The sequence below is a fragment of the Allobosea sp. Root381 genome (genome assembly GCF_001429395.1).
Classification (GTDB): Bacteria; Pseudomonadota; Alphaproteobacteria; order Rhizobiales; family Beijerinckiaceae; genus Allobosea.
On the sequence record NZ_LMJT01000003.1, the window covers coordinates 95,817 to 119,815 of the forward strand.

Here is a 23,999-nt window from a genome sequence, read left to right on the forward strand (position 1 = left end):
TCTATCCAGACGCCGATCAGGACCCAGAGTCGATACAGCATGACGAGCCTCTTCCGCAGCCGCCTCGTCGAGGCCGTGACGCGCTATCGCGCCGAGATCGCCGGCCCGCGCGAGCACCTCGCGCTGCTGCGCTGGCAGATCGACCGTGGCGACGCGCTCGACCGGCGCGACACCTTCCCTGGCCATGTCACGACCAGCGCTTATGTACTCTCGCCCGACCATGCCCGCATCCTGCTGATCGACCATGTCGTGATCGGTCGCTGGCTCCAGCCCGGCGGCCATTGGGAGGAAGCGGCGACCTTCGCGCAATCCGCTGCCCGGGAGGCGCTGGAGGAAACCGGCGTGCAGGGGCTTGGCCTGCATCCCTGGCACGGTGGCGGCGACCTGCCCTTCTTCATCGACAGCCACGACGTGCCGGGCAAGCCCGCCCGCAACGAGCCCGCCCATATCCATCACGACCTGCAATATCTCTTCGTCGCGCCGCCCGACCAGCCGCTGGTCGCGCAGGTTGACGAGGTCCACGCCGCGGCCTGGAAGCCGCTGCAGGAGCTTCAGGACATCGCCCCTCTCGCGCTCGCCCGGATCAGTAGCCTGACACCGCCGGGCTAAGCCTGCGGCTTCGGGCGGCCCGCCGCAGCGTCGCGCAAGTGACATCGTTAACCGCACCGACCGGAAGGCTGCGCCTTGCCGCGACTTTTCCGGCCGATTTTCACCCCAGCTTAAGGCCGCACCAAGCTCCCTGCCCGCCTCTGATGCAACGGAACACGACCTTGGCTGGCCTCTCCCTGACTCTACGCGCCATCGCGCTCGGCGCATTGCTGCTTGCGGCCCAGAACGCCAGCGCCTTCGAGGCCGAGCCGGAGGCGGATACCCCCGCCGTCTGCGACGATATCGATGATGCCCCGACCGACGCCTTCGGCTTCACCGACGGCTCCGGCATCGCCGACCTCGGTCGCGGCAGCCTCGGTCTCACGCTCGACGGCAATGCCGGCGTCCGAGAAGGCAGGTCCCTCAGCCGCAGCGGCACACTGCAGGGTTCCTACGGCCTCCTGCCCTGCCTCGAGGTCAGCGTCTCGGCCTTCGGCGGCACGACGCGATCGATGATCGCGCGCGAGCGGCTGAAGGATCGCAGCTTCGGCGGCAGCCTCGAAGCCAAGTACCGGCTGCTCAGCCACCGCGACCATGGCTTCGGCCTCAGCCTCGGCGTCGAGACCGGCCTCGAACGCAATGACGACCGGGCCATCGGCCAGTTCTCGAGCTACAACACCGCCTTCGAGGTCCTCGCCGACCGCATCCTCATCCCCGGCACCCTCTATGGCGCGGTCAACGTCTCGCACAACCTGATCTGGAACGGGCCGACGCCCTATCAGCGCAGCTCGACCACCGCCATCGGCGCCTCGCTCGCCTGGCAGGTCCGCGACGGCGTCTATCTCAGCGGCGAGATCCGCCATCTGCGGCAGCAGAATTCGGCCGGTTTCGGCAATCATGCCGGCCACGCCACCTTCGTCGGCCCGGGCATCTACTGGCAGGCGACGGACGAGCTCGCGATCTCCCTGGCCTACAACGTCCAGGTCGCCGGCCATGAGCGCGGCCTCGACCGCCCGCTCGACCTGACGAATTTCAGCCGCCACCTCGTCCAGCTCGACATCGGCTGGAGCTTCTAAGCCCGGCGGCCGGCCATTACGGCCTCATGCCATCACATTGACATACTCCGGGCCAGTATCGTAGCTGCAGACCAGAACGATACTCCGCCCCAGTATAAGTGACCGGGATGCCGCACAGCCCCGAAGAGAAGCGACGCGCCGTCACGCGCCTGCGCCGGATCAGGGGCCAGACCGATGCGCTGATCCTTGCCGTGGAGCGCGGCGAGGATTGCGGGGCGTTGTTGCAGCAGCTTGCCGCCCTGCGCGGTGCCGCCACCGGCCTCATGACCGAAGTGCTCGAGATGCGTCTGCGCGAGACCATGCAGGCCTCGGCAGATGGACAGACCGAGAGCCCCGACGACGACGCCCGCATCGCCGAGATCATCCGCGTCATCCGCCCCTATCTGAAATGAAGATCCGCAAGGAAGGAATCATCCGATGAAGACCCGTGCAGCCGTCGCCTGGGAAGCCGGAAAGCCCCTCACCATCGAGACCATTGAGATCGGCGGGCCGAAGGCCGGCGAGGTGCTGGTCGAGGTGATGGCGACCGGCATCTGCCACACCGACGCCTATACGCTGTCGGGGCTGGATTCCGAGGGCAAGTTCCCGGCGATCCTCGGCCATGAGGGCGCCGGCATCGTCCGCGAGGTCGGCGCCGGCGTGACGACGCTGAAGCCCGGCGACCACGTCATCCCGCTCTACACGCCGGAATGCCGCAACTGTAAGTCCTGCCTGTCGCGCCGGACGAACCTGTGCACCTCGATCCGCGCCACCCAGGGCCAGGGCCTCATGCCGGACGGCACCTCGCGCTTCTCCTGCGACGGCGGCGAGGTGTTCCACTACATGGGCTGCTCGACCTTCGCGAACTTCACGGTGCTGCCCGAGATCGCGCTGGCCAAGGTCCGCGAGGACGCGCCCTTCGACAAGATCTGCTATATCGGCTGCGGCGTCACCACCGGCATCGGCGCGGTGATNGCTGCCCGAGATCGCGCTGGCCAAGGTCCGCGAGGACGCGCCCTTCGACAAGATCTGCTATATCGGCTGCGGCGTCACCACCGGCATCGGCGCGGTGATCTACACGGCAAAAGTCTGGCCCGGCGCCAATGTCGTGGTGTTCGGGCTCGGCGGCATCGGCCTGAACGTCATCCAGGGCGCCCGCATGGTCGGGGCCGACAAGATCATCGGCGTCGACATCAACCCCGCCAAGGTCGCGATGGCCAAAAAGTTCGGCATGACCGACTTCGTCAACCCGAAGGAGATCGGCAACGACAAGGTCGTGCAGGCGATCGTCGACCTGACCGGCGGCGGCGGCGACTTCTCCTTCGACGCCACCGGCAACACCGATGTGATGCGCCAGGCGTTGGAGTGCTGCCATCGCGGCTGGGGCGAGTCGATCATCATCGGCGTGGCCGAGGCCGGTAAGGAGATCGCGACAAGGCCGTTCCAGCTCGTCACCGGCCGCGTCTGGAAGGGCACCGCTTTTGGAGGCGCGCGCGGGCGCACGGACGTGCCGAAGATCGTCGACTGGTACATGGAGGGCAAGATCAACATCGACGACCTGATCACCCACAAGCTCAGCCTCGACGAGATCAATACCGGCTTCGATCTCATGCATGAGGGCAAGTCGATCCGGAGCGTCGTGGTTTACTGAACGGCCGTTCCACTGCCTCAATCGGCAGGCAATCACGCATCATGGTCGCCCTTGTGGCGACCATCCACGTCTTCGCCGGGCGAGACCTATGGTCAAGATGTGGATGCTTGGGACAAGCCCGAGCATGACGCGGACGGCCTACACCTGTTTTCCGAAAGCGGCTCAGGCAGCGACAAGAAGGACCCCAACATGGAACTCCTCTCCTCCTCGAAGGCCTTCGGCGGTTCGCAGCGCGTCTACCGCCATGACAGCACGGCCTGCGCCTGCCCGATGACCTTCGCGATCTACCTCCCGCATCAGATCGAGGACGGGCCGGTTCCGCTGCTCTGGTATCTCTCGGGGCTGACTTGCACGCATCAGAACGCGATGGACAAGGGCGAGTATCGTGCCGCCGCGGCGGCAAACGGCATCGCCATCATCTGCCCGGACACCAGCCCGCGCGGCGAAGGCGTGCCGGACGAGGCAGACAACTGGCAGTTCGGCTCGGGCGCCGGCTTCTACCTCGATGCGACGCAGGAGCCCTACGACAGGAACTACCGGATGGAGAGCTACATCCGCGACGAGCTGCCCGAGCTGGTCTCGCGGCATTTCCCGGTCGACATGAAGCGGCAGGGCATCTTCGGCCATTCCATGGGCGGCCATGGCGCGATCACGCTCGCCTTGAAGAACCCCGAGCGCTACGCGTCCGTCTCCGCCTTCGCGCCGATCGCGCAGCCCTCGACGGCGGGCTGGTCGCGCCCCGCCTTCGAGAAATATCTCGGCTCGGACGAGCGCGCCTGGCGCGCCTATGATTCGACCCTGCTGATCGCGGATGGCCACCGGATCAAGGACCTGCTGGTCGACCAGGGCACCGCCGACGGCTTCCTCGAGGAAGGCTTGCGGCCGCAACTGCTCGAGATCGCCTGCGCCACCGCCGGCATCCCGCTCGAACTGCATATGCGCGACGGCTACGACCACTCCTACAACTTCATCTCGACCTTCATGGCCCAGCATGTCGCCTGGCATGCCGAGCGTCTCACCGCCCCCTGAGCGAAGGAGCCGCCGCTGCGCGAGGCGCTAAATCGCTGTCACGCTGCATCGGTTTGAGCTAGCATTCCGCTGGGGCGGGTAGCGACCAGCCGCGGCATCACCCGTTATCCCGACACGTTCCTGAACCTAGCGGCACGGACCGAAAGGAGGGAACCGAGCAGACGCCGAGGCCTGTACCTGCGTTGCCGGCGTCCCTGCGCGCGGGCGCATGGCCGCGTCGAGACGATCAGCTTCAGCAGCACTAAACCTCGCCATCGGTGGCGTGGACGCACGTTGATCGTTCGATCGAACCGGCGGGCGAGATCGGCCAGAGGGCGGTTTAGCCCCACCGGCCACAGCTATGACATCGACGGAATCCCCGCAGCGCGCCCTCTCCGGGCGTTCGCGCGGGCGCGTGCCATCGGCAGCCGGCCGATCGAGCGCCGAGCGTCGTCGGCTTTTGCTGCATCACCAGAGAGGGGAGGATCTCATGAGTGCAGGAACACCACGGGGGACGGATCGCCTGGATGCAACCCGGCCGGACAATTTCAGCCGCCGCGACATGCTGCTCGGCGGCACCGCGCTATCCGCATCGGCGCTTTCGGCAGGTGGGCTGATCGGATCGGCACAGGCACAGCAGGCGCCGCCCTCCCCCGCTCCCGGCAGCAGTCAACGGCCGAACATCCTGGTGATCTGGGGGGACGATGTCGGCCTCGCCAATGTCAGCGCCTACTCCTTCGGCCTGATGGGCTACAAGACACCGAACATCGACCGCATCGCCCGCGAGGGGTTGATGTTCACCGACTATTATGCCGAGCAGAGCTGCACGGCGGGACGATCCTCGTTCATCACCGGCCAATCGGGCCTGCGCACCGGGAACACCAAGGTCGGCCTGCCAGGAGCAACCCTCGGCCTGCAGCCCGAGGACATCACGATCGCCGAGGCCCTGAAACCGCTCGGCTATGCCACCGGGCAGTTCGGCAAGAACCATCTTGGCGACCGCAACGAATTTCTGCCGACCGTGCACGGCTTCGACGAGTTCTTCGGCAATCTCTACCACCTCAACGCCGAGGAGGAGCCCGAGCACCCCGACTACCCGAAGGATCCCGCCTTCAAGGCGCGGTTCGGTCCGCGCGGCGTGTTGAAATGCGCCGCGACCGATCGCGACGATCCGACGGTCGATGCGCGCTTCGGCAGGGTCGGCAAGCAGACGATCGACGACACCGGCGCCCTCACCAAGAAGCGGATGGAGACGATCGACGACGAGACTTCGAATGCGGCGATCGACTTCATCAAGCGGCAGACACAGGCCAACCGGCCGTTCTTCTGCTGGTGGAACGGCACGCGCATGCATCTCTACACGCATGTGCGGCCGGAATACCGGGGGCGCAGCAATCTCAGCGAGTATATGGACGGCATGCTCGAGCATGACGGCCATGTCGGCAACCTGCTCAAGACGCTCGAAGATCTCGGCATCGCCGACAACACCATCGTGCTCTACGGAACCGATAACGGCGTCCACATGAACTCATGGCCGGACGGCGGCATGACCCCCTTCCGCAGCGAGAAGAACACCAATTGGGAAGGGGCCTATCGCGTTCCGGCGATGATCCGCTGGACCGGGCGGATCAAGCCGGGGCAGGTGAGCAACGAGATCTTCGCCGCGCTCGACTGGCTCCCGACATTGCTGGCGGCCGCCGGCGAGCCCGACATCAAGAGCAAGCTGCTCACCGGCTACACGTCGATGGGCAGGACGTTCAAGGTGCATCTGGACGGCTACAACCAGCTGCCGCTCCTGACCGGCCAGCAGGAGCACTCCGTGCGCAAGGAGTTCTTCTACATCAACGACGACGCGCAGCTCGTGGCGATGCGCTACGAGAACTGGAAATCGGTGTTCTGCGAGCAGCGCGCGCCGGGTACGCTGCGCATCTGGGCCGAGCCGTTCACCTGCCTGAGGTTGCCCAAGATGTTCAACCTGCGGCTGGACCCCTATGAGCGCGCCGACATCACTTCCAACACCTATTACGACTGGGCGATCCAGCGTGCATTCCTGATCGTGCCGGCGCAGGCCTTCGTCGCTGAGTTCGTCGCGTCCTTCAAGGACTTCCCGCCGCGGCAGAAGCCATCGAGCTTCAGCGTCGACGAAGTCATGGCCGCGATGTCGCGAGCCCATGGCGGCTGACAGGTTGCTGATGCGCCGGCCGGCCTCTCGGCGGCCGGCGCATGGATCGCTTCACACCACCGCGGTCAGCCCGCCATCGACCATCAGCAGGTGGCCGTTGACGTAGTCGGACGCCGCCGAGGACAGGAATATCGCGGCGCCGACCAGCTCCTTCGTCTCACCCCAGCGCCCGGCCGGCGTGCGGCTGGAGACCCAGGCCGAAAAGGCCTCGTCGGCGATCAGCGCCTTGTTGATCTCGGTGGTGAAATAGCCCGGCCCGATCGCATTGGCCTGGATGTTGTGCTTGCCGAGCTCGGCGGCGAGCCCGCGCGTCATCATCTTCACCGCTCCCTTGGAAGCCGTGTAGGGAATGATCGTGGCGCGTCCGAGCTCGCTCATCACCGAGCCGATGCTGATGATCTTGCCGCGCTGGCGCGGCACCATCCGCTTGGTCACGGCCTGCGTCAGGTAGAACACCGAGTGCAGGTTCGTCGCCATCACCTCATGCCAGCCCTCGACCGGGAATTCGGTGATCGGCGCGCGCTTCTGCATGCCGGCATTGTTGATCAGGATGTCGATCGGCCCGATCTCGGCCTCGATTTTCGCGACGCCGGCCTCGACTGCCGGTTGGTCGGTGACGTCGAAGGGTGCGACCGAGACCTTGCGGCCGGCCGCCCTGATCGCCTCGGCAGCGCGCTCCAGCTTGGCCTTGTCGCGCCCGTTCAGCACGACATGCGCGCCGGCCTCGGACAGCCCTTCCGCGAGCGCGAGACCGATGCCCTGCCCCGAACCGGTGACCAGGGCGATCTTCCCCTCGAGACTGAACAGCGACAGCGACATGGCCGATCCTCACCTGATGGCGGAGCCGGCATCTTTGGATTTGCACCGGCCCGATGAAACTGGGTAAGCAGCTTTCAAACGATTAGACAACACCGGTCACGACGTCGGGGCCCATGCGGGAAAACCGACGCGTCAGGGAGAAGCCGCCATGCGCGCCGTCGTCATCCATGCCGAGAAGGATCTCCGCGTCGAGGAAGTCACTCCGGGCGAGCCGGGACCGCAGCAGGTCCGCGTCCGCATCGAGGCCGGCGGCATCTGCGGCTCCGACCTGCATTACTACCTGCATGGCGGCTTCGGCGCGATCCGCGTCCGCGAGCCGATGATCCTCGGCCACGAGATTGCTGGCCACGTCGAATCCGTCGGCTCCGAGGTGACGCGCGTGAAGCCGGGCGATCGCGTCGCCGTCAATCCGAGCCGCGCCTGCGGTCATTGCCGCTACTGCCAGATGGGCCTGCAGCAGCACTGCACCGAGATGCTGTTCTACGGCAGCGCCATGCGCTTCCCCCATGTCCAGGGCGGCTTCCGCGAGTTGCTCGTGGTCGAGGAGCGCCAGGCCGTTAAGGTCGCCGACCATGTCACCGCGGCCGAGGCCGCCTTCGCCGAGCCGCTCGCCGTCTGCCTGCACGCCGTCAAGCGCGCCGGCCCTCTGCTCGGCAAGCGCGTGCTTGTCACCGGCTCGGGGCCGATCGGCATCCTCACCATCGTCGCGGCCAAGGCGGCCGGTGCGGCCGAGATCGTCGTCACCGACGTGGTCGACGGCCCGCTGCCGACGGCGGTGAAGCTGGGCGCGACCACGGCGATCAACTTGATGGCCGAGCCCGACCGCCTCAAGGCCGAGTACGGCGCCGAGAAGGGCGCCTTCGACGTGCTGTTCGAGGCCTCGGGCAATCAGCATGCGCTGACCGGCGCCTTCGATGTGCTGCGGCCGGGCGGCGTGATCGTCCAGATCGGCATCGGCGGCAGCTTCACCCTGCCGATGAACGTCCTCGTCGCCAAGGAGTTCGACCTGCGCGGCTCCTTCCGCTTCCATGAGGAGTTCGACTGGGCGGTAGCGATGATCGGCTCGAAGACGATCGACCTCTCGCCGCTGCTGACCGCGACGATCCCCGTCGAGCGCGCGGTCGAGGCTTTCGACCTTGCCGCCGACAAGTCGAAAGCGATGAAGGTCCAGCTCGCCTTCGGGTGAGCCCACGACCACGCGCCGTCATTCCGGACAAGCCGCGTCAGCGGCGCCGACCCGGAATGACGGCGCGGGAACGATCGAAGATCGCCACCTCCTCTTCCAGCGATCGCTTGGGCTCATAGTCGCTCTCGCGACATGGCTCGTCGTTCCCCACCCACCGCTGCCGAAAGGTTTCGTCACAATTTGTGAGAAGGCGGAAACCATTTCCCGCTATAGAACGCGCAGGAACGGGCTCGGCGCCCGATGTGGACAGACGCCATGACTCGCAAATATTTCGGGACCGACGGCATCCGCGGCCGCGCCAATGGCGTGATCACGCCGGACCTCGCCCTCAAGGTCGGCCAGGCGACGGGCCTCGCCTTCCATCGCGGCGACCACCGGCACCGCGTCGTGATCGGCAAGGACACCCGCCTGTCCGGCTACATGATCGAATACGCCCTGGTTGCGGGCTTCACTTCGGTCGGCATGGACGTGATGCTGCTCGGCCCGATGCCGACGCCCGCAGTCGCCATGCTGACGCGCTCCATGCGGGCCGATCTCGGCGTGATGATCTCCGCCTCGCACAACCCCTATGAGGACAACGGCATCAAGCTGTTCGGCCCCGACGGCTACAAGCTCAGCGACGAGGTCGAGCGCAGCATCTCGGCCTTGATCGATTCGGACCTCTCGCCGCGCCTCTCGGCCTCCGCGGCGCTCGGCCGCGCCAAGCGCATCGACAGCGCCCATGCCCGCTACATCGAATTCGCCAAGCGCACCCTGCCCCGCAACATGAGCCTGGAAGGCCTGCGCATCGTCATCGATTGCGCCAATGGCGCCGGCTACAAGGTCGCCCCCGAGGCGCTCTGGGAACTCGGCGCGGAAGTCATCTCGATCGGCGTCGAGCCGGACGGCTTCAACATCAACAAGGATGTAGGCTCGACGGCCCCGGAAGCGCTGAGCGCCAAGGTGCGCGAGCTGCGCGCCGATATCGGCATCGCGCTCGACGGCGACGCCGACCGGGTGCTGATCGTCGACGAACTGGGCCATGTCGTCGATGGCGACCAGCTGATGGCCGTGATCGCGCGCGACTGGCAGGAGGACGGCCGGCTGACGCAGCCCGGCGTGGTCGCGACGATCATGTCCAATCTCGGCCTCGAGCGCTATCTCGCCGGCCTCGGCCTCGGCCTGACCCGCACCGCAGTGGGGGACCGCTATGTGCTCGAGCATATGCGCAGCCACGGCTTCAACCTCGGCGGCGAGCAATCCGGCCACATCATCCTCTCCGATTTCGGCACGACCGGTGACGGGCTCGTCGCGGCGCTGCAGCTGCTCGCCGCCGTCAAGCGGCAGGACCGGCCGGTTTCCGAGGTCTGCCACGCCTTCGAGCCTCTGCCGCAGATCCTCAAGAACGTCCGCTACGCGCAAGGCCAGCCGCTTTCGAAGAAGCCCGTCCTCTCCGCCATCGAGGCGGCCCGGCAGCTGCTGGGCGAGAGCGGGCGCCTTGTCATCCGCCCCTCGGGCACCGAGCCCGTGATCCGCGTGATGGCCGAGGGCGACGACCGCGATCTCGTGATGCGCGCGGTCGACGACGTCGTCGATGCGGTGACGAAGGCCGCGGCCTGACAGCGCCGCAGGACGCTCATCGCCTACCCCTCCCCGCAAGCAGCGACAGCGCCGCCGCACCAACCCCATGGCTGATCTTCCGCGGGCGCGGAGTTGGCTGGCCTGTGTCGGCGCCGTCCGTAGCGGACAAGGCGCCCTCTCGGCAGGGCCGCAACACGTCAGCCGACCGCCATTGTTAATGTTGCGGCAAGCATTCGGCCCTTCTTGAGGCTTTCTTGAGGTTAACTCGTAAGGTTAAGCCTCATTTAAGATATTTCCGGCATCCTCTGCCCGTCGGTAACAAGCGCGAGCTGCGTTCGGTGCGTCGCGCACATTCGAGGGGCACTGCCATGAGCAGCCTGAAAACTCTTGCGCTGGCAGGCGCCCTGGCGCTCGTCGCGTCCGCCGCCACCGCCGCGGACCTTGCCTACGCACCGCCTCCCCCGGAGCCGCCCGTCCTGAAGGGCACGATCAGCAGCGGCATCTACCTGCGCGGCGACATCGGCGTCGGCATACAGAGCGTCGGCAAGTACACCCAGCAGGAAGTCGTGGCGGCCAATGGCCAGTTCTTCGGCAAGAGCTCCAGCGACACCTTCTTCGCGGGCGTGGGCGTGGGTTATCGCTTCAACAACTGGCTCCGCTTCGACGGCACGCTCGAATATCGAGGCAATGGCCAGATCGGCGTGAACGACAGGGTCGATTTCGCCGCCAATGGCGGAATTGCCCAGCTCAGCAATACCTACAAGGGCAACCTCTCCTCCATGGTCGCCCTGTTCAATGGCTATATCGACCTCGGGACCTGGAACTGCCTGACGCCGTATATCGGTGCCGGCATCGGCTACGCGACCAACCGGATCACCGGGCTGACGGATCAGGGAGTGCTCTCTGGCTCGCTGGGCGGCTCGTCGCTGGGTTACGCCGGCAGCGGCACCAAGTCGAACGTCGCCTGGGCGCTGATGGCCGGCGTCGGCTATGAGGTGAACAAGAACCTCACGCTCGAGATCGGCTATCGCTATCTCAATCTCGGCGATGCCCAGTCCGGGCGCATTCAGAACGCGTTCCGCCTCGAGAACTACGCGCCGCTGAAGGCGAAAGACATCGATAGCCACGACATCAAGATCGGCATGCGCTGGAACTTCGGCGATCCGGATTGCTGCGGCCCGGTCCAGCAGCCGATCGCCTACGCTCCCGTGGTGCGCAAGTACTGAGAGATCGAGTACTGAGCCATCCGGCTTACCCAATGAGAACGGCGCGGACTTCGGTCCGCGCCGTTCTCATATGCGGGGTTCGCTCAGCGTAGCAGCGAGCGGCCCGTCATCTCCGCCGGCTGCGCCAGCCCGAGAAGCGCAAGCAGCGTCGGTGCGACATCGGCGAGGCGTCCATCCGCGAGCGCCGCGGCCTGGCTGCCGACGACCATCACCGGGACCGGGTAGGTCGTGTGCGCAGTGTGCGGCGTGCCCGTGACGGGATCGACCATCAACTCGCAATTGCCGTGGTCGGCCGTAACCAGCAGCGCGCCCCCGGCATGCGAGATCGCATCCGCGATGCGCCCGAGCCCGGCATCGACCGTCTCGACCGCCTTGATGGCCGCAGCCAGCACGCCGGTATGGCCGACCATGTCGGGATTGGCGAAGTTCAACACGACGAGATCGTAGCGACCGGACTCGATCGCCAAGACGGCGCGGTCGGTCAGTTCGCGCGCCGACATCTCCGGCTGCAGATCATAGGTCGCGACCTTCGGCGACGGCACCAGGATCCGGTCCTCACGCGGATAGGGCGTCTCCTCCCCGCCGTTGAAGAAATAGGTGACGTGCGGATACTTCTCCGTCTCGGCCATGTGGACCTGCGCTAGCCCCGCCTTGGCGACCGTCTCGCCGAGCCCGTTGGCGAGCGTCTGGGCTGAGAACAGCGCCGGCATGACCCTGTCCAGTTCGGCGCTGTAGGAGGTCATGCTGACCGCCCGCACCAACGCCGGCCGGCGGGGCCGCATGAAACCGGTAAAGTCCGGAAACAGCACCGCATCGAGGATTTCGCGGATGCGGTCGGAGCGGAAGTTGAAGCTCAGCAGCCCGTCGCCATCGTGCATGCCGGCATAGCCGCCGATCACCGCCGGCTCGATGAACTCGTCGTTGACGCCGTCGGCATAGGCGCTCGCGATTGCCGACGCCGTATCCGGAAAGACATGCCCCGCTCCCAGCACCATTGCCTGCCAGGCCTGCTCGACGCGCTCCCAGCGATTGTCGCGATCCATCGCGAAATAGCGGCCGGACAAGGTCGCGATCACCGCCTGCGGCGGCAGCGCGGCGATGAAGTCCCGGATATAGCCGGCGGCGGATCGCGGCGGCGTGTCGCGCCCATCGGTGAAGATATGGACGCGCACGGGAATCCCCTGCTCGGTGAGGATATGCGCCAGCGCCACCGCATGGTCCTGATGGGCGTGGACGCCGCCGGGCGAGACGAGGCCGAGCAGATGACAGGCGCCGCCGCTGGCCTTCAGCGCCGCGACCAGCCCCGACGCCGCCAGCGCCTGTTCGATCGAGCCGTCCTCGATCGCCTGGTTGACCCGCGGCAGGTCCTGCATCACCACGCGGCCTGCGCCAAGATTCAGGTGACCGACCTCGGAGTTGCCCATCTGGCCCGGCGGCAGGCCGACATCCAGCCCCGAGGTCTTCAGAAAGGCGCGTGGCGAACTGGCCCAGAGCCGGTCGAAATTGGGGGTGTGGGCCAGCCGCACCGCATTGTTCTCGCTCTCCTCGCGCCAGCCCCAGCCATCGAGGATCATCAGCATCACGGGGCGTGTCGGCATCATGTCGTCCTTGGTCACGAGGGCGCTGGCCATCCGCTGCCACGACAGCGACGGCCGGCGAGGTGCGCGCTGCGCCGCTCGCTCGTCACCGATAACGAAATCCCGATGGGCAAGCCGCCATGGCCCGGCCTAAGCTGAGGAATCGTTTCAGACGCGTCGAGCGATGGAGGTCAGCGCGTGATCAGGTTCTACTATCACCCCTCGCCGAACCCGGCCAAGATCGCCCTCTTCCTCGAGGAGGCCGGGCTGCCCTACGAGATGGTTCCTGTCGATACGCGCAAGGGCGAGCAGTTCAAGCCGGAGTTCCTCGCAATCAACCCCAACGCCAAGACGCCGGCGCTGACCGATGGCGACGTCACCATATTCGACAGCAACGCGATCCTGCTCTACCTCGCCGAGAAATCCGGAAAGTTCCTGCCCGAGGACACGCCGAAGGCGCGCGGCGAGATGCTCTCCTGGCTGATGTTCGTCGCCACCGGCATCGGCCCCTATTGCGGACAGGCCGTACATTTCAGCCGCTTCGCGCCGGAGAAGATCCCCTACGCCATCAACCGCTACACGCATGAGGCCGAGCGGCATTGGGGCATCATCGACGCGCAGCTCGCGAAGCACCGCTACATGCTGGGCGACCGCTACACACTGATCGACATGTCGGTCTGGGGCTGGGCGACACGCCTCGGCTTCGCCGTCGGCGAGCGATGGGTCGAGATGTTCGCGCATGTGAAGCGCCATCTCGACGAGATCTCGGCCCGGCCGGCCGCCCAGCGCGCCGTCGCGCTCAAGGACGCCTACGCCTTCAAGGCAGATTTCGACGCGGAGGCACGCCGGTTCCTTTTCCCGCAGAACGCCCAGCCTGCCGGCTGAGCCCGGTCATGGCGGAGCCGGTTCGCGGAATTCAGCCCAGATCGCCGTTCTCGCCATGGCCGCCCGTCAGCGCCTCGAGCGGAGCGTCGAGCGTGAAGACGAGGCCCGTCGGCAGATAGGCGCTCTCCGCCCTCGCCTCGGCCGGAAAGCTGCGCTCGATCAGGCGCGAGCCGAAGCCGCGCCGAGAGGGAGCGACCACCGGTGGGCCGCCGCTCTCCTGCCAGCGCAGGCGGAACTGGGGCGAACCCTCGATGTCGTCGACGCGCCATGAAAGGGCGACGGTGCCGCGCTGGTTCGAGAACGAGCCATACTTGACCGCATTGGTCGCCAGTTCGTGCAGCATCAGCGTCAGGGCCAGGGCCGGCTTCGGGCCGAGCACGACCTCCGGCCCGCCGATCTCGAACCGCGCCGGATCGCCCTGGATTCCGACAACGCTATTCGCGACATCCACCATCCGGGCGTTGGCCGCATGGCCGGCGATGAGCAGGTCATGGGCCCGCGACAGCGCCGCCAGGCGCGAGCTGAAGCCCTCATTGGCGGCCTCCAGCGAGGTCGCACCACGCAGGGTCTGCGAGGCGATTGCCTGGATCATGGCCAGCGTGTTCTTCACCCGATGCGCCAGTTCCTGCATCAGCAGGCGCAAATGAGCCTCGGCTTCCTTGCGCTCGGTGATGTCGAGATGCGCCCCGACCAACCGGAGCGCCTTGCCGCTCTCGTCGCGTTCGATCTGCGCGATCGCCGAAATCCAGCGCACCGCTCCGTCCGACGGACGGATGATCCGGTACTCGATCTGGTAGTCGCAGGCCGCCCCCACGACCGTCGCGCGGAAATGGCTCTCGACCATCGCGCGATCATGCGGATGGACGCGGCGCACCCAATCCTCATGGCTCTCGTTCACCGCCTCCGGGGGCAGCCCGTGGATCATCAGGTATTCCGGCGAACGCTTGTTCTGGAATCCTTCGCGGAGATCGACCTCGAGACCGCCGACCTTGCCGATCTTCTGGACCTGCGCGAGCTCCTGCTCACGCTGACGCAGGGCGCGCTCCGCCGCGGTGCGCTCGCGCAATGCGCCGACAAGCGTCGTCGTCTCGATGACAACCGCGAGCACGGCGAGAACCATGCCATCGTCGTCGCAGACCGGGCTGTAGTCGACATTCAGCCAGACATCTTCCGCCGCGCCGTTGCGGTGGAGGACAAGCGACAGATCGCGATAGGAAAGAGGCTCGCCGCCGCCGAATACGGTGTGCATCACCTTCTGATGCAGTTCCCGCACTTCGGGCCAGGCTTGGTACAGGCCCTGCCCCAGGATCCGCGGGTGCTTGGCGCCCGCGATCACCGCATAGGCGTCGTTGTATAGGAGGATGCCGGTTTCGCCCCAGAACAGCACCATCGGCGTGGGCGAAGCGAGAACGATCTGCAGGGCGGACTTCAGCCGCTCCGGCCACTCCGCAGGCAGGCCCAGCGCGGTCTCGGTTCCGCGCCAGCTCCGCAGAATAGCCCCGACCTCGCCGCCGCCGACGGGCCACAACCGCTTAGCCAAGGCCGTTTCCCCCGAGCCGACCGTCAATGCACGTCCCGTTCTAGGCCAGCCCATACAGATCTGCCCAGTCCATGCTATGCGAGCAACGCTGAATCGACGCTCGCGGATGGCAGCACTAGCAGGCCAGTCCGACAGGACACACATCAAATGACACATTCGCCGTCGCTGCGAAAGTCGGCGCCGGCGCCACGGGCCGCTTCGAAAGCTGTAGCCGAAGGCGCCCTTTCCCGGCAGTGTCCGCAGACGATTCCACAGAGACAGTACCGGTAAACGGGCGACGAAGAGGGATATGGATGGCGACCGATATCGAGATCGCGCGCGCGGCGAAACTTCAGCCGATCGCGGAGGTGGCCAGTCGGGCCGGCATTCCGGAAGCAGCCCTCCACCCCTTCGGCAAGTTCATCGCCAAGGTCGACACGCATGAGATCCCGGATTTCGCCTCCCGACCGGATGGGAAGCTGATCCTCGTCACCGCGATCAGCCCTACTCCGGCAGGTGAAGGCAAGACGACCACGACGGTCGGGCTCGGCGACGGTCTGACGCGCATCGGCAAGAACTGCATGATCGCGCTGCGCGAGCCCTCGCTCGGCCCGAGCTTCGGCATGAAGGGCGGCGCCGCCGGCGGCGGCCATGCCCAGGTCGTGCCGATGGAGCAGATCAACCTGCATTTCACCGGCGATTTCCACGCCATCACCAGCGCCCACAACCTGCTCGCGGCGATGGTCGACAACCATGTCTACTGGGGCAACGGGCTCCGGCTCGACAGCCGCAACATCACCTGGAGGCGGGTGATGGACATGAACGATCGCTCCCTGCGCTCGATCGTCTCCTCGCTCGGCGGCGCCAGTAACGGCTTCCCCCGGGAGGACGGCTTCGACATCACCGTCGCCTCGGAGGTGATGGCGATCTTCTGCCTGGCGAGCGATTTCGCCGATCTGGAAGCACGGCTCGGCAAGATCGTCGTCGGCCGCACGCGCGACAAGCATGCGATCACGGCGAGCGACCTGAAGGCCACCGGTGCGATGAGCGTCCTGCTCAAGGACGCGCTGATGCCCAACCTGGTGCAGACGCTGGAAGGCACCCCCGCCTTCGTCCATGGCGGCCCCTTCGCCAACATCGCCCATGGCTGCAACTCGGTCATCGCGACACGCGCCGCGCTGAAGCTCGCCGATTACACGGTCACCGAGGCCGGCTTCGGGGCCGATCTCGGCGCCGAGAAGTTCTTCGACATCAAATGCCGCAAGAGCGGCCTCAAGCCGGCCGCCGCCGTCGTCGTGGCGACGGTGCGGGCGCTCAAGATGCATGGCGGCGCGGCCAAGGACGCGCTCGGCCAGGAGGACCTCGGGGCGCTCCATGGCGGCCTCGCCAATCTCGCCCGGCATGTCGGCAATATCCGCAAGTTCGGCGTGCCGCCGATCGTGGCGATCAACCACTTCGCCAGCGACACCCAGGCCGAGCACGAGCTGATCGCGAACTACTGCCGCAACCATCTCGGGGTCGAGGCGGTGATCTGCCGGCATTGGGCCGATGGCGGCGCCGGCACCGAGGAACTGGCGCGGCGGGTCGTCGCCCTGGCGGAAAGTGGCGAGGCCGATTTCGAGCCGCTCTATCCGGACACGATGTCGCTCTGGGAGAAGCTCGAGACCATCGCCCGCGAGATCTACGGCGCAGAGGGCATCTCCGCCGACCACAAGGTCAAGGCCCGCTTCGCGGAGCTCGAAGCGGCCGGCCATGGCCGCCTGCCGGTCTGCGTGGCGAAGACGCAGTATTCCTTCTCGGCCGATCCGAACCTGCGGGGTGCGCCGTCCGGCCATGTCGTTTCCGTGCGCGAGCTCAGGCTTTCGGCCGGAGCCGGCTTCGCGGTGGCCATCTGCGGGGACATCATGACGATGCCCGGCCTGCCGCGCGTGCCTGCCGCCGAGCGCATCCACATCGACGGGCAGGGGCGCATCGAGGGGTTGTTCTGACGATTGCCTCCGGACGCCCTTGCGGGATTGTTAAGCCCTGACCGACAGGATTGAGGCCTGGGCTCGGCTGTTTCCAGCGGCCGCCGGCCCGAGGAGACCACGCAGGCATGGAATCCGCGACAGGAACCAAGCTGCTGCCGCGCAGCCTCAAGGCCAGGGTGCTGGGCTCGATGCTCGCCATCCTGGCCGCCATCGTGGTTCCCGCGGCGGCAAGCTTCGTCTGGCTCGTCGACAGCGCGGTCGTGCAGCTCGGCACGCTGTTTGCCGAAAAGCAGATTCTGTTCGACCGCTATCGCGGACTCGAATCGCTGATGCGCGAGGTTTCGCTGGCCGAGACCGTCGCGCGCTCGCCGGCAATCCTCGAATGGGCGCAGGACGAGGCCAACGCCACGAAGATGGAACGCGGCCTGGCCGAGCTGGAGCATTACCGCGTCTCGTTCAAGGACCAGAGCTACTTCGTCGTCCTCGCCGGCTCGGGCAACTACTACTTCAACGATAAGGCCAACAGCTACGAACAGGCCCGCAGGCGCTACACCCTCTCGCGCGATAACCCGCGCGACGGCTGGTACTACAAGACGGCGGCCTTTGGCTCCGGCTGCCACCTCAATGTCGATCACGACGACAACCTGAGGGTGACCAAGGTCTGGATCAACTGCGTCATCCGCCGCGGCGAGCAGGTTCTCGGCGTGATCGGGACCGGCGTCGACCTCAGCCAGTTCATCAGCGAAGTCGTCGATATCCCCCAGACCGGCGTGCAGAGCATGTTCGTCGACCGCACCGGCGCGGTTCAGGCGCATCGCGATCCGAAGCTCGTCGACTTCCACAGCCTGACCAAGGACATCAAGGCGAAGAAGACGATCTTCCTGCAGCTGGACCGCGAGCGGGACCGCGCCGCCCTCGCCGAGATGATGAAGGAGGTTTCAGCGGGCGGCGTCCTCGTCCAATCGCGCTTCATGCAGGTCAACGGGCACAATGCGCTCGTCGGCGTCGGCTATCTCGATCGGCTCGGCTGGTACAACGTCACCATCATGGACATCGACCAGATCATCGATCGGCGCCTGTTCTTGCCGATCGCACTGCTGCTCGCGGCCATGCTGCTGGCGGCCGCCGGGCTGATGACGCTGTTGTTCAAACGCAGCGTGCTGGATCGCCTTGCACGCATGGAGACGGGCGTCGCCCGCGTCCAGGCAGGTCGCTTCGGCGAAGTCGCGGTCGATCCGGCCAATGACGAAATCGGCAGGCTCTCGCGCGCCTTCGGCGAAATGGCAAAGGCGGTTGGCGACAACACCGACCGCCTCGAGCACATGGTCCAGGAGCGGACGCGGACGCTCGAGCAGCTCGCCCATCACGACCCGCTGACCGGCATCCTCAACCGCCGTGGCTTCGAACGGCACTTCGCGATCGAGCAGAACCGGTCGGGACGCTCGGGGCACCCCCTCGGGTTGCTGCTGATCGACATCGACAACTTCAAGCCCATCAACGACGCGTATGGCCATCACGCCGGCGACCAGGTCATCGTGACCGTCGCCGAGCGGCTTACCGGATTGCTGCGCAGCTATGACATCTGCGCGCGCTGGGGCGGCGACGAATTCCTCGTCCTGCTCGGCGACGCCAGCCCCGAGGCGCTCGAAGCGGTCTCGGCCAAGATCATCGCAGCGCTGCGCGAGCACCCGGTCATGCTGGCGCAGGGCGTCTCGTGCGCCATCGCCGTCAGCATCGGCGCCTGCCTCGTCCATCCCGCCGAAACGCTCACCGCCGCGACGAGCCATGCCGATGCGGCGCTCTATGACGCCAAGCAGGCGGGACGCGACCGCTTCGTCGTCCACGCTTCAGCCAAGGCCGCGCCGCCAACTCGGATTCGCAGGCTCCGGTAAGTTCTCGGAAGCCTCACCGTCATCCCGAGCGGCCGAAGCGCGGCTCGTCCGGAATGACGGCGTCGGGATGACGCGGCGGTTTCGCCGCCGGTTGCCCTCCAGCCGCCGAACGAAAACGGGCGCCTTTGCAAGGCGCCCGTTTCGATTTCGATATGTAGGCCGGTGAACCCTTCAGGCCTGCGGCTGCGGCTCCAGCCCGGCATCCGGCTCGTCGCGCTTGCGGCCCTTGCCGGCGCTCGGGACAGCCGAGCCGCGCGGCGTGGACGGGGTATCGTCGAGATCGCGCGAGGGGCGTTTGCCGGCGATCAGGTCACGGATCTCCTCACCAGTCAGCGTCTCGAACTCGAGCAGAGCCTCGGCGACATTCACGAACTCGTCGTGATGCTCGGTGAGGATCTTCTTGGCGTCCTGGTAGCCGGTATCGACCAGTTTCTTGACCTCGGCGTCGATCTTCTGCGCCGTCGACTCGGAGACGCTCTGGCTGCGGCCCATCGACATGCCGAGGAAGACCTCCTCCTGGTTGTCGCCATAGGCGACCATGCCGAGCTCGTCCGAGTAGCCCATCTGCGTGACCATGGCCTTGGCCATCTTGGTCGCCTGCTGGATGTCGCCGGTGGCGCCGGAGGTGATGTTCTCCCGGCCGAAGGTGATCTCTTCCGCCACGCGCCCGCCCATGGCGACCGCGAGCTGCGAGGTGAACTCCTTGTACTTCATCGAGTAGCGGTCGCCCTCGGGCAGGAACTTGACCATGCCGAGCGCACGGCCGCGCGGGATGATCGTCGCCTTGTGCACCGGAATACCGGCCGGGACATACAGGCCGACGATGGCGTGGCCGGCCTCGTGATAGGCGGTGAGCTTCTTCTCTTCCTCGGACATCGCCATCGACTTGCGCTCGGCGCCCATCATGACCTTGTCCTTGGCGTCCTCGAACTCGGCATGGGTCACCATGCGCTTGCCGCGCCGCGCCGCCAGCAGGGCAGCCTCGTTGACGAGGTTCATCAGGTCGGCGCCGGAGAAGCCAGGCGTGCCGCGGGCGAGCACGCGGAGATCGACATCCGGCGCCATCGGCACCTTGCGGACATGGACCTTGAGGATCTTCTCGCGGCCGGCGACGTCCGGGTTCGGCACCACGATCTGGCGGTCGAAGCGGCCCGGACGCAGCAGCGCGGGGTCGAGCACGTCCGGCCGGTTGGTGGCGGCGATGATGATCACGCCTTCGTTCGGCTCGAAGCCGTCCATTTCGACGAGCAGCTGGTTCAGCGTCTGCTCGCGCTCGTCATTGCCGCCGCCGAGGCCGGCGCCGCGATGACGGCCGACAGCGTCGATTTCGTCGATGAAGATGATGCAGGGCGAGTTCTTCTTGGCCTGCTCGAACATGTCGCGGACGCGGCTGGCGCCGACGCCGACGAACATCTCGACGAAGTCCGAACCCGAGATCGTGAAGAACGGCACGTTCGCTTCGCCGGCGACGGCGCGCGCGGTCAGGGTCTTGCCGGTGCCGGGAGGGCCGACGAGCAGCACGCCGCGCGGGATGCGCCCACCCAGCCGCTGGAACTTCTGCGGATCGCGCAGGAACTCGACGATCTCGGTCAGATCTTCCTTGGCCTCGTCGATGCCGGCGACATCCTCGAAGGTGACGCGGCCATGCGCCTCGGTCAGGAGCTTGGCCTTCGACTTACCGAAGCCCATGGCGCGGCCGGCGCCGTTCTGCATCTGGCGGGACATGAAAATCCACAGGCCGATGAAGATGACGAAGGGCAGCGAGTTGACGAGCAGTGCCATGAACCAGGGCGTGCCCTCGGCCGGGGCGCGGGCGGAGACCTGGACGCCCTTCTGGGCGAGGGTCTTCAGCAACGCCGGGTCGCCATAAGGCGCATAGGTCACGAAGCTGCGGCCATCCGAGAAGGTGCCGGAAATCTCCTGCCCCGCGACCACGACGTTCGAGATGCGCCCGGCCTCGGACTCGTTGATGAGCTGGCTGTAGGGGATCTCGTTCGTGCTGGCGCGCTGGCTCGGGCTTTGGAAAAGCGTCACGAGCGCCAGGACCAGCAGGAAGATCACCACCCAGAGGGCGAAATTGCGGAAATTCGGATTCATCACCAGTCCGATCAGGCCCGCCGGTCCAACCGGAAGAGGCCGAGAGTTTGCCCGACTAATCTAGGTGCGGCAGGGGCCCTTGCCAAGGGAAACAGAAACCACGCGATCTCCTATGACGCCGCAGGGTGAACACCGCGTCTGCGCGGCCCTTCCCGCCGGAGCGCCAGCACGGCATCGGGCCCTAGCGCAAGGATGCAGCCGGACAATGTCCGTGCGATGGGCGCCCCTGCCAGCGCTGCACCGCGCAGCGCATCGACACAGGCCTCTAGCCGCTCCAGCCGGGTCGCGGCCCCGGCATCCCCGCCGATCTCCTGCAGTGCCTGCGCGACGACACGGAGCACGATCTCCTCCGGTTCCGCCAGCAGCGCGTCGAACCGCAGGCGCAGCACCGGCGCGCCGAGCGCCGGCAGACGCAGTTCCGCCAGCAGAACCTGTGCCCGCCGCGCCACGGCCTCGTCCAGCCTGGCCATCCGCCGCGCGAAGAATGCCAGCCGCTCGGCGCCGAGCCCCGCATCGGCCAGCGTCGGCATAAGCATGCGCCAGCGCACGCGCTCGAAGCGCCGGTCACCATTGCTCGGATCGGCGACGAAGGGCAGCCCCCTCGCCTGCACCGTCGCGACCAGCCGCGCCTTCGGGACGCCGAGAAACGGCCGCGCCAGCGGCATCCCATTTTTCTCGATCCGCTCGCGCATCCCCGCCAGCCCCGCCGGCCCGGAACCACGCGCGAGCCGCATCAGCAATGTCTCGGCCTGGTCATCCTGTGTATGGGCGGTAACCAGTACGGCGCCGCCGAGCCGCTGCGCCTCCTGCGCCAGGAGCGCATAGCGGGCGGCGCGCGCCCGCTCCTGCAGGCCTGTCGTCGGCTTGGGGTCATCCCAGCGCAGGATGCTGTGCTGCACGCCGAGCCTGGCGACGAGAGCGGCCACGCCCGCCGCTTCTTCACCGGACTCGGGCCGCAGCCCGTGATCGACCGTCGCGGCATGGAGCGCCGGCCGCGACGTCTCCCGCGCCCATTCGGCGAGCAACGCGAGCAGCGCGACCGAATCCGGCCCGCCGGAAACGGCGACGAGCAGCCTCGCCTCGCCGGCAAGGCCTGCGAACAGCGCGACGGCCTCACGGCCGCCGAGCGGAGGATGGTCTGGAAAACTCTGGAAGACCGCGCTCACGCGCAGCCGGAACGCCGCCGCTCGCGCTCGATCCCCTGCCGGACCGAATTCGGCGCGGACGGATACTCGACGCCGACCTTGGCGTAGGTGGCGCAGGCCTGTTCCTTGGCGCCCAGGCCGTTCAGGGCGATGCCGAGGCGCAGCAGGCTCTCGGGCGCCTTGTTGGAGCGCGGCGCATCGCTGCTGACCTTGAGGAACTGTTCGGCCGCCTCGCGGTAGCGCTTGCGCTGGAGATAGCTTTCGCCAAGCCAGTAGGTCGCGTCGACGGCGAGACGATCGCGTGGATAGCTTTGCAGGAACTGCCGGAAGCCCATCTCGGCCTGCTCGTATTCCTTGCGCAGCAGCGAGGCATAGGCGACGTCATACGCCTCCTTCGCCGTCGCCGGGCCGCTGGCCGCCGCCACGCTCGGCCCGCGCTGCGGCGGTGTCGGCAACCCGTTCTGCGGCACGACACGGCCGACGCCCTGCAAGTCCAGCGGCCCCTGGCCGCCGGCGTTGCCGGCGAATTCGTCCTCGATGATGCCGCCGATGCCGCCGTCGAGTTGACGTGGCCCGCCGGCCGCGCCCTGCTGCATGGCGGGATCCGACGCCTCGCTGCGCCGCTGGGGCTGCTGCTGGCGCGGAGCACCACCAGCGGCCGGCGGAGCGGCGTTACTTGGGGCCGCGGCCCCCGAACGCCCGCCGCCGCGCTCGTTCAAGCGGAAATCGACATCTTCCTGGAACTTGCGGAGCTGATCGCTCAGGCGCCGGTTCTCGAACTGCAACTGCTCGATCTGGCCGGAAAGCTGGCGGATCTGGTTCTCCATCCGCGACGTCCGCACGACGAGATCGGCGGCGTCCTGCGCCTTGGCGGGCAGGCCCATGCAGGCGAGCGCCGTACCGAAGGCGAGCGCTGCGAGGCTGGAACGGATCCTGCCGTCGAGGCGAGGTTGGCGAAGCATCATCAAAAACCGCGGTTGAGCATGGGGGCAGCGCTATAACATGCCACGACCACGGCCAAAATATGAAAGAGCCGGCGACTTCCGTGAGGGAAGCGCCGGCTCGTCGAAGTTATCGTGAAGGATTGCGGATCAGACGCCGCCGCCGGGAGCCGCGCCGTCGAGCACCGTCACCACGCGGCGGTTCTGCGACCAGCAGGAGATGTCGTTGCAAACCGCGACCGGCCGCTCCTTGCCGTAGGAGACGACGCGCATGCGGTTGCCCTGGATGCCGCGCGAGGTCAGGTAGTCGCGCACCGTCTGGGCGCGGCGGGCCGAGAGCGAGTAGTTGTATTCGCGCGTGCCGCGCTCGTCGGCATGGCCTTCGATGGTGAAGGTATAGCGCGGGAAGCGCTGCAGCCAGGCCGACTGCTTGTCCAGCGTCGAGACCGCGGTCGGTGTCAGGTCGGTCGAATCGGTCTCGAAGAAGACCCGGTCGCCGACATTGACGACAAAGTCCTGGGCCGAGCCCGGCGTCGCTGCGCCGCCGGCGCCGAAGCCGCCCGCACCATCGGCATTCTGGTCCTTGGCGCAGGCACCGAGCGCCAGCGTCGCGGCGAGGGCTGCGGCGAAGCGGACGGTACGGCCGCTGGCGAAGAGAGTGGTCATCATGGCAAAACTCCGGCAAGCAGATTGTCTGG

Annotated in this window: 19 protein-coding genes and 1 pseudogene; 13 read left to right on the forward strand and 7 right to left on the reverse strand. The window is 66.9% G+C overall.

The annotated features are described in order from the left end of the window. The first annotated feature begins 39 nt into the window (after window positions 1-39). The 7 genes and pseudogenes from ASE63_RS04700 (at window position 40) to ASE63_RS04725 (ending at window position 6,484) form a co-directional block, all read left to right on the forward strand. Window positions 40-609, forward strand: a complete 570-nt coding sequence (locus ASE63_RS04700; protein ID WP_056797327.1) for an NUDIX domain-containing protein — start codon at window positions 40-42, stop codon at window positions 607-609. A 161-nt stretch (window positions 610-770) separates the two neighbouring features. Further along, window positions 771-1,664, forward strand: coding sequence for a transporter (locus ASE63_RS04705; protein WP_162261719.1), 894 nt, complete (start codon window positions 771-773; stop codon window positions 1,662-1,664). Window positions 1,665-1,771: 107 nt separating this feature from the next. Continuing rightward, window positions 1,772-2,056 carry a metal/formaldehyde-sensitive transcriptional repressor gene (locus ASE63_RS04710; RefSeq protein ID WP_056797331.1) on the forward strand — a complete coding sequence of 95 codons (285 nt, stop codon included), beginning with the start codon at window positions 1,772-1,774 and terminating at the stop codon, window positions 2,054-2,056. Window positions 2,057-2,081: 25 nt separating this feature from the next. Next, the coding region (locus tag ASE63_RS27995) for an alcohol dehydrogenase catalytic domain-containing protein (protein WP_162261723.1) at window positions 2,082-2,617 on the forward strand (536 nt) is incomplete at its 3' end. A gap of 1 nt (window position 2,618) precedes the next feature. Continuing rightward, window positions 2,619-3,294, forward strand: a pseudogene (locus ASE63_RS28000) (zinc-binding dehydrogenase); the annotation flags it as partial. A gap of 189 nt (window positions 3,295-3,483) precedes the next feature. After that, window positions 3,484-4,323, forward strand: a complete 840-nt coding sequence (gene fghA / locus ASE63_RS04720; RefSeq protein WP_056797679.1) for an S-formylglutathione hydrolase — start codon at window positions 3,484-3,486, stop codon at window positions 4,321-4,323. 469 nt (window positions 4,324-4,792) lie between these two features. Then, window positions 4,793-6,484 (forward strand): arylsulfatase, encoded by a 1,692-nt coding sequence (locus ASE63_RS04725; RefSeq protein WP_056797334.1) that lies wholly within the window; start codon window positions 4,793-4,795, stop codon window positions 6,482-6,484. A 51-nt stretch (window positions 6,485-6,535) separates the two neighbouring features. On the opposite strand, the gene ASE63_RS04730 is transcribed toward ASE63_RS04725, so the two are convergent. Next, entirely contained in the window at window positions 6,536-7,303 is a 768-nt protein-coding gene (locus ASE63_RS04730) for an SDR family NAD(P)-dependent oxidoreductase (protein ID WP_156410197.1), read from the reverse strand. A 148-nt stretch (window positions 7,304-7,451) separates the two neighbouring features. On the opposite strand from ASE63_RS04730, the gene ASE63_RS04735 reads away from it, so the two are divergent. The 3 genes from ASE63_RS04735 (at window position 7,452) to ASE63_RS04745 (ending at window position 11,275) form a co-directional block, all read left to right on the forward strand. Continuing rightward, window positions 7,452-8,489, forward strand: a complete 1,038-nt coding sequence (locus ASE63_RS04735) for an L-idonate 5-dehydrogenase (RefSeq protein WP_056797337.1) — start codon at window positions 7,452-7,454, stop codon at window positions 8,487-8,489. A 255-nt stretch (window positions 8,490-8,744) separates the two neighbouring features. After that, window positions 8,745-10,088: a phosphoglucosamine mutase gene (gene glmM / locus ASE63_RS04740; RefSeq protein WP_056797685.1), complete on the forward strand. Its 1,344-nt coding sequence runs from the start codon at window positions 8,745-8,747 to the stop codon at window positions 10,086-10,088. A gap of 329 nt (window positions 10,089-10,417) precedes the next feature. Continuing rightward, entirely contained in the window at window positions 10,418-11,275 is an 858-nt protein-coding gene (locus ASE63_RS04745; RefSeq protein ID WP_056797340.1) for an outer membrane beta-barrel protein, read from the forward strand. An 83-nt stretch (window positions 11,276-11,358) separates the two neighbouring features. Here ASE63_RS04745 and gpmI read toward each other — a convergent pair whose 3' ends face one another. Next, window positions 11,359-12,876: a 2,3-bisphosphoglycerate-independent phosphoglycerate mutase gene (gene gpmI, locus ASE63_RS04750; RefSeq protein WP_056797688.1), complete on the reverse strand. Its 1,518-nt coding sequence runs from the start codon at window positions 12,874-12,876 to the stop codon at window positions 11,359-11,361. 174 nt (window positions 12,877-13,050) lie between these two features. Here gpmI and ASE63_RS04755 point away from each other — a divergent pair, with 174 nt between their 5' ends. Next, window positions 13,051-13,737, forward strand: a complete 687-nt coding sequence (locus ASE63_RS04755) for a glutathione S-transferase N-terminal domain-containing protein (protein WP_056797342.1) — start codon at window positions 13,051-13,053, stop codon at window positions 13,735-13,737. Between the two features lie 31 nt (window positions 13,738-13,768). Here the strand turns inward: ASE63_RS04755 and ASE63_RS04760 are convergent, their stop codons facing one another. Beyond that, window positions 13,769-15,277 carry an HWE histidine kinase domain-containing protein gene (locus tag ASE63_RS04760; protein ID WP_162261720.1) on the reverse strand — a complete coding sequence of 503 codons (1,509 nt, stop codon included), beginning with the start codon at window positions 15,275-15,277 and terminating at the stop codon, window positions 13,769-13,771. A 293-nt stretch (window positions 15,278-15,570) separates the two neighbouring features. Here ASE63_RS04760 and ASE63_RS04765 point away from each other — a divergent pair, with 293 nt between their 5' ends. Further along, a complete protein-coding gene (locus tag ASE63_RS04765) occupies window positions 15,571-17,244 on the forward strand; it encodes a formate--tetrahydrofolate ligase (protein ID WP_056797347.1) in 1,674 nt (557 codons plus the stop codon). Between the two features lie 107 nt (window positions 17,245-17,351). Next, window positions 17,352-19,118 (forward strand): sensor domain-containing diguanylate cyclase, encoded by a 1,767-nt coding sequence (locus ASE63_RS04770; protein ID WP_056797349.1) that lies wholly within the window; start codon window positions 17,352-17,354, stop codon window positions 19,116-19,118. A 171-nt stretch (window positions 19,119-19,289) separates the two neighbouring features. Here the strand turns inward: ASE63_RS04770 and ftsH are convergent, their stop codons facing one another. The 4 genes from ftsH to pal form a co-directional block, all read right to left on the reverse strand. Next, the gene (ftsH, locus tag ASE63_RS04775; RefSeq protein ID WP_056797352.1) at window positions 19,290-21,215 is read right to left on the reverse strand and encodes an ATP-dependent zinc metalloprotease FtsH; all 1,926 of its coding nucleotides are present in this window, start codon (window positions 21,213-21,215) and stop codon (window positions 19,290-19,292) included. 110 nt (window positions 21,216-21,325) lie between these two features. Beyond that, entirely contained in the window at window positions 21,326-22,381 is a 1,056-nt protein-coding gene (gene tilS, locus ASE63_RS04780; RefSeq protein ID WP_056797354.1) for a tRNA lysidine(34) synthetase TilS, read from the reverse strand. Next, window positions 22,378-23,322, reverse strand: coding sequence for a tol-pal system protein YbgF (ybgF, locus tag ASE63_RS04785; protein WP_082609683.1), 945 nt, complete (start codon window positions 23,320-23,322; stop codon window positions 22,378-22,380). Before ybgF ends, tilS begins: the two co-directional genes overlap by 4 nt. A gap of 129 nt (window positions 23,323-23,451) precedes the next feature. Beyond that, entirely contained in the window at window positions 23,452-23,967 is a 516-nt protein-coding gene (gene pal, locus ASE63_RS04790; protein WP_056797693.1) for a peptidoglycan-associated lipoprotein Pal, read from the reverse strand. Window positions 23,968-23,999: the final 32 nt, after the last annotated feature.

What these genes read in the sequence shown, in the direction of transcription:
- ASE63_RS04735 (WP_056797337.1), top strand. Translation starts at nt 7,452, where the DNA reads ATGCGCGCCGTCGTCATCCATGCCGAGAAGGATCTCCGCGTCGAGGAA.
- ASE63_RS04700 (WP_056797327.1), top strand. Translation starts at nt 40, where the DNA reads ATGACGAGCCTCTTCCGCAGCCGCCTCGTCGAGGCCGTGACGCGCTAT.
- ybgF (WP_082609683.1), bottom strand. Translation starts at nt 23,322, where the DNA reads ATGCTTCGCCAACCTCGCCTCGACGGCAGGATCCGTTCCAGCCTCGCA.
- ASE63_RS04765 (WP_056797347.1), top strand. Translation starts at nt 15,571, where the DNA reads ATGGCGACCGATATCGAGATCGCGCGCGCGGCGAAACTTCAGCCGATC.
- ASE63_RS04725 (WP_056797334.1), top strand. Translation starts at nt 4,793, where the DNA reads ATGAGTGCAGGAACACCACGGGGGACGGATCGCCTGGATGCAACCCGG.
- ftsH (WP_056797352.1), bottom strand. Translation starts at nt 21,215, where the DNA reads ATGAATCCGAATTTCCGCAATTTCGCCCTCTGGGTGGTGATCTTCCTG.
- ASE63_RS04730 (WP_156410197.1), bottom strand. Translation starts at nt 7,303, where the DNA reads ATGTCGCTGTCGCTGTTCAGTCTCGAGGGGAAGATCGCCCTGGTCACC.
- ASE63_RS04710 (WP_056797331.1), top strand. Translation starts at nt 1,772, where the DNA reads ATGCCGCACAGCCCCGAAGAGAAGCGACGCGCCGTCACGCGCCTGCGC.
- ASE63_RS04745 (WP_056797340.1), top strand. Translation starts at nt 10,418, where the DNA reads ATGAGCAGCCTGAAAACTCTTGCGCTGGCAGGCGCCCTGGCGCTCGTC.
- glmM (WP_056797685.1), top strand. Translation starts at nt 8,745, where the DNA reads ATGACTCGCAAATATTTCGGGACCGACGGCATCCGCGGCCGCGCCAAT.
- gpmI (WP_056797688.1), bottom strand. Translation starts at nt 12,876, where the DNA reads ATGATGCCGACACGCCCCGTGATGCTGATGATCCTCGATGGCTGGGGC.
- ASE63_RS04770 (WP_056797349.1), top strand. Translation starts at nt 17,352, where the DNA reads ATGGAATCCGCGACAGGAACCAAGCTGCTGCCGCGCAGCCTCAAGGCC.
- pal (WP_056797693.1), bottom strand. Translation starts at nt 23,967, where the DNA reads ATGACCACTCTCTTCGCCAGCGGCCGTACCGTCCGCTTCGCCGCAGCC.
- fghA (WP_056797679.1), top strand. Translation starts at nt 3,484, where the DNA reads ATGGAACTCCTCTCCTCCTCGAAGGCCTTCGGCGGTTCGCAGCGCGTC.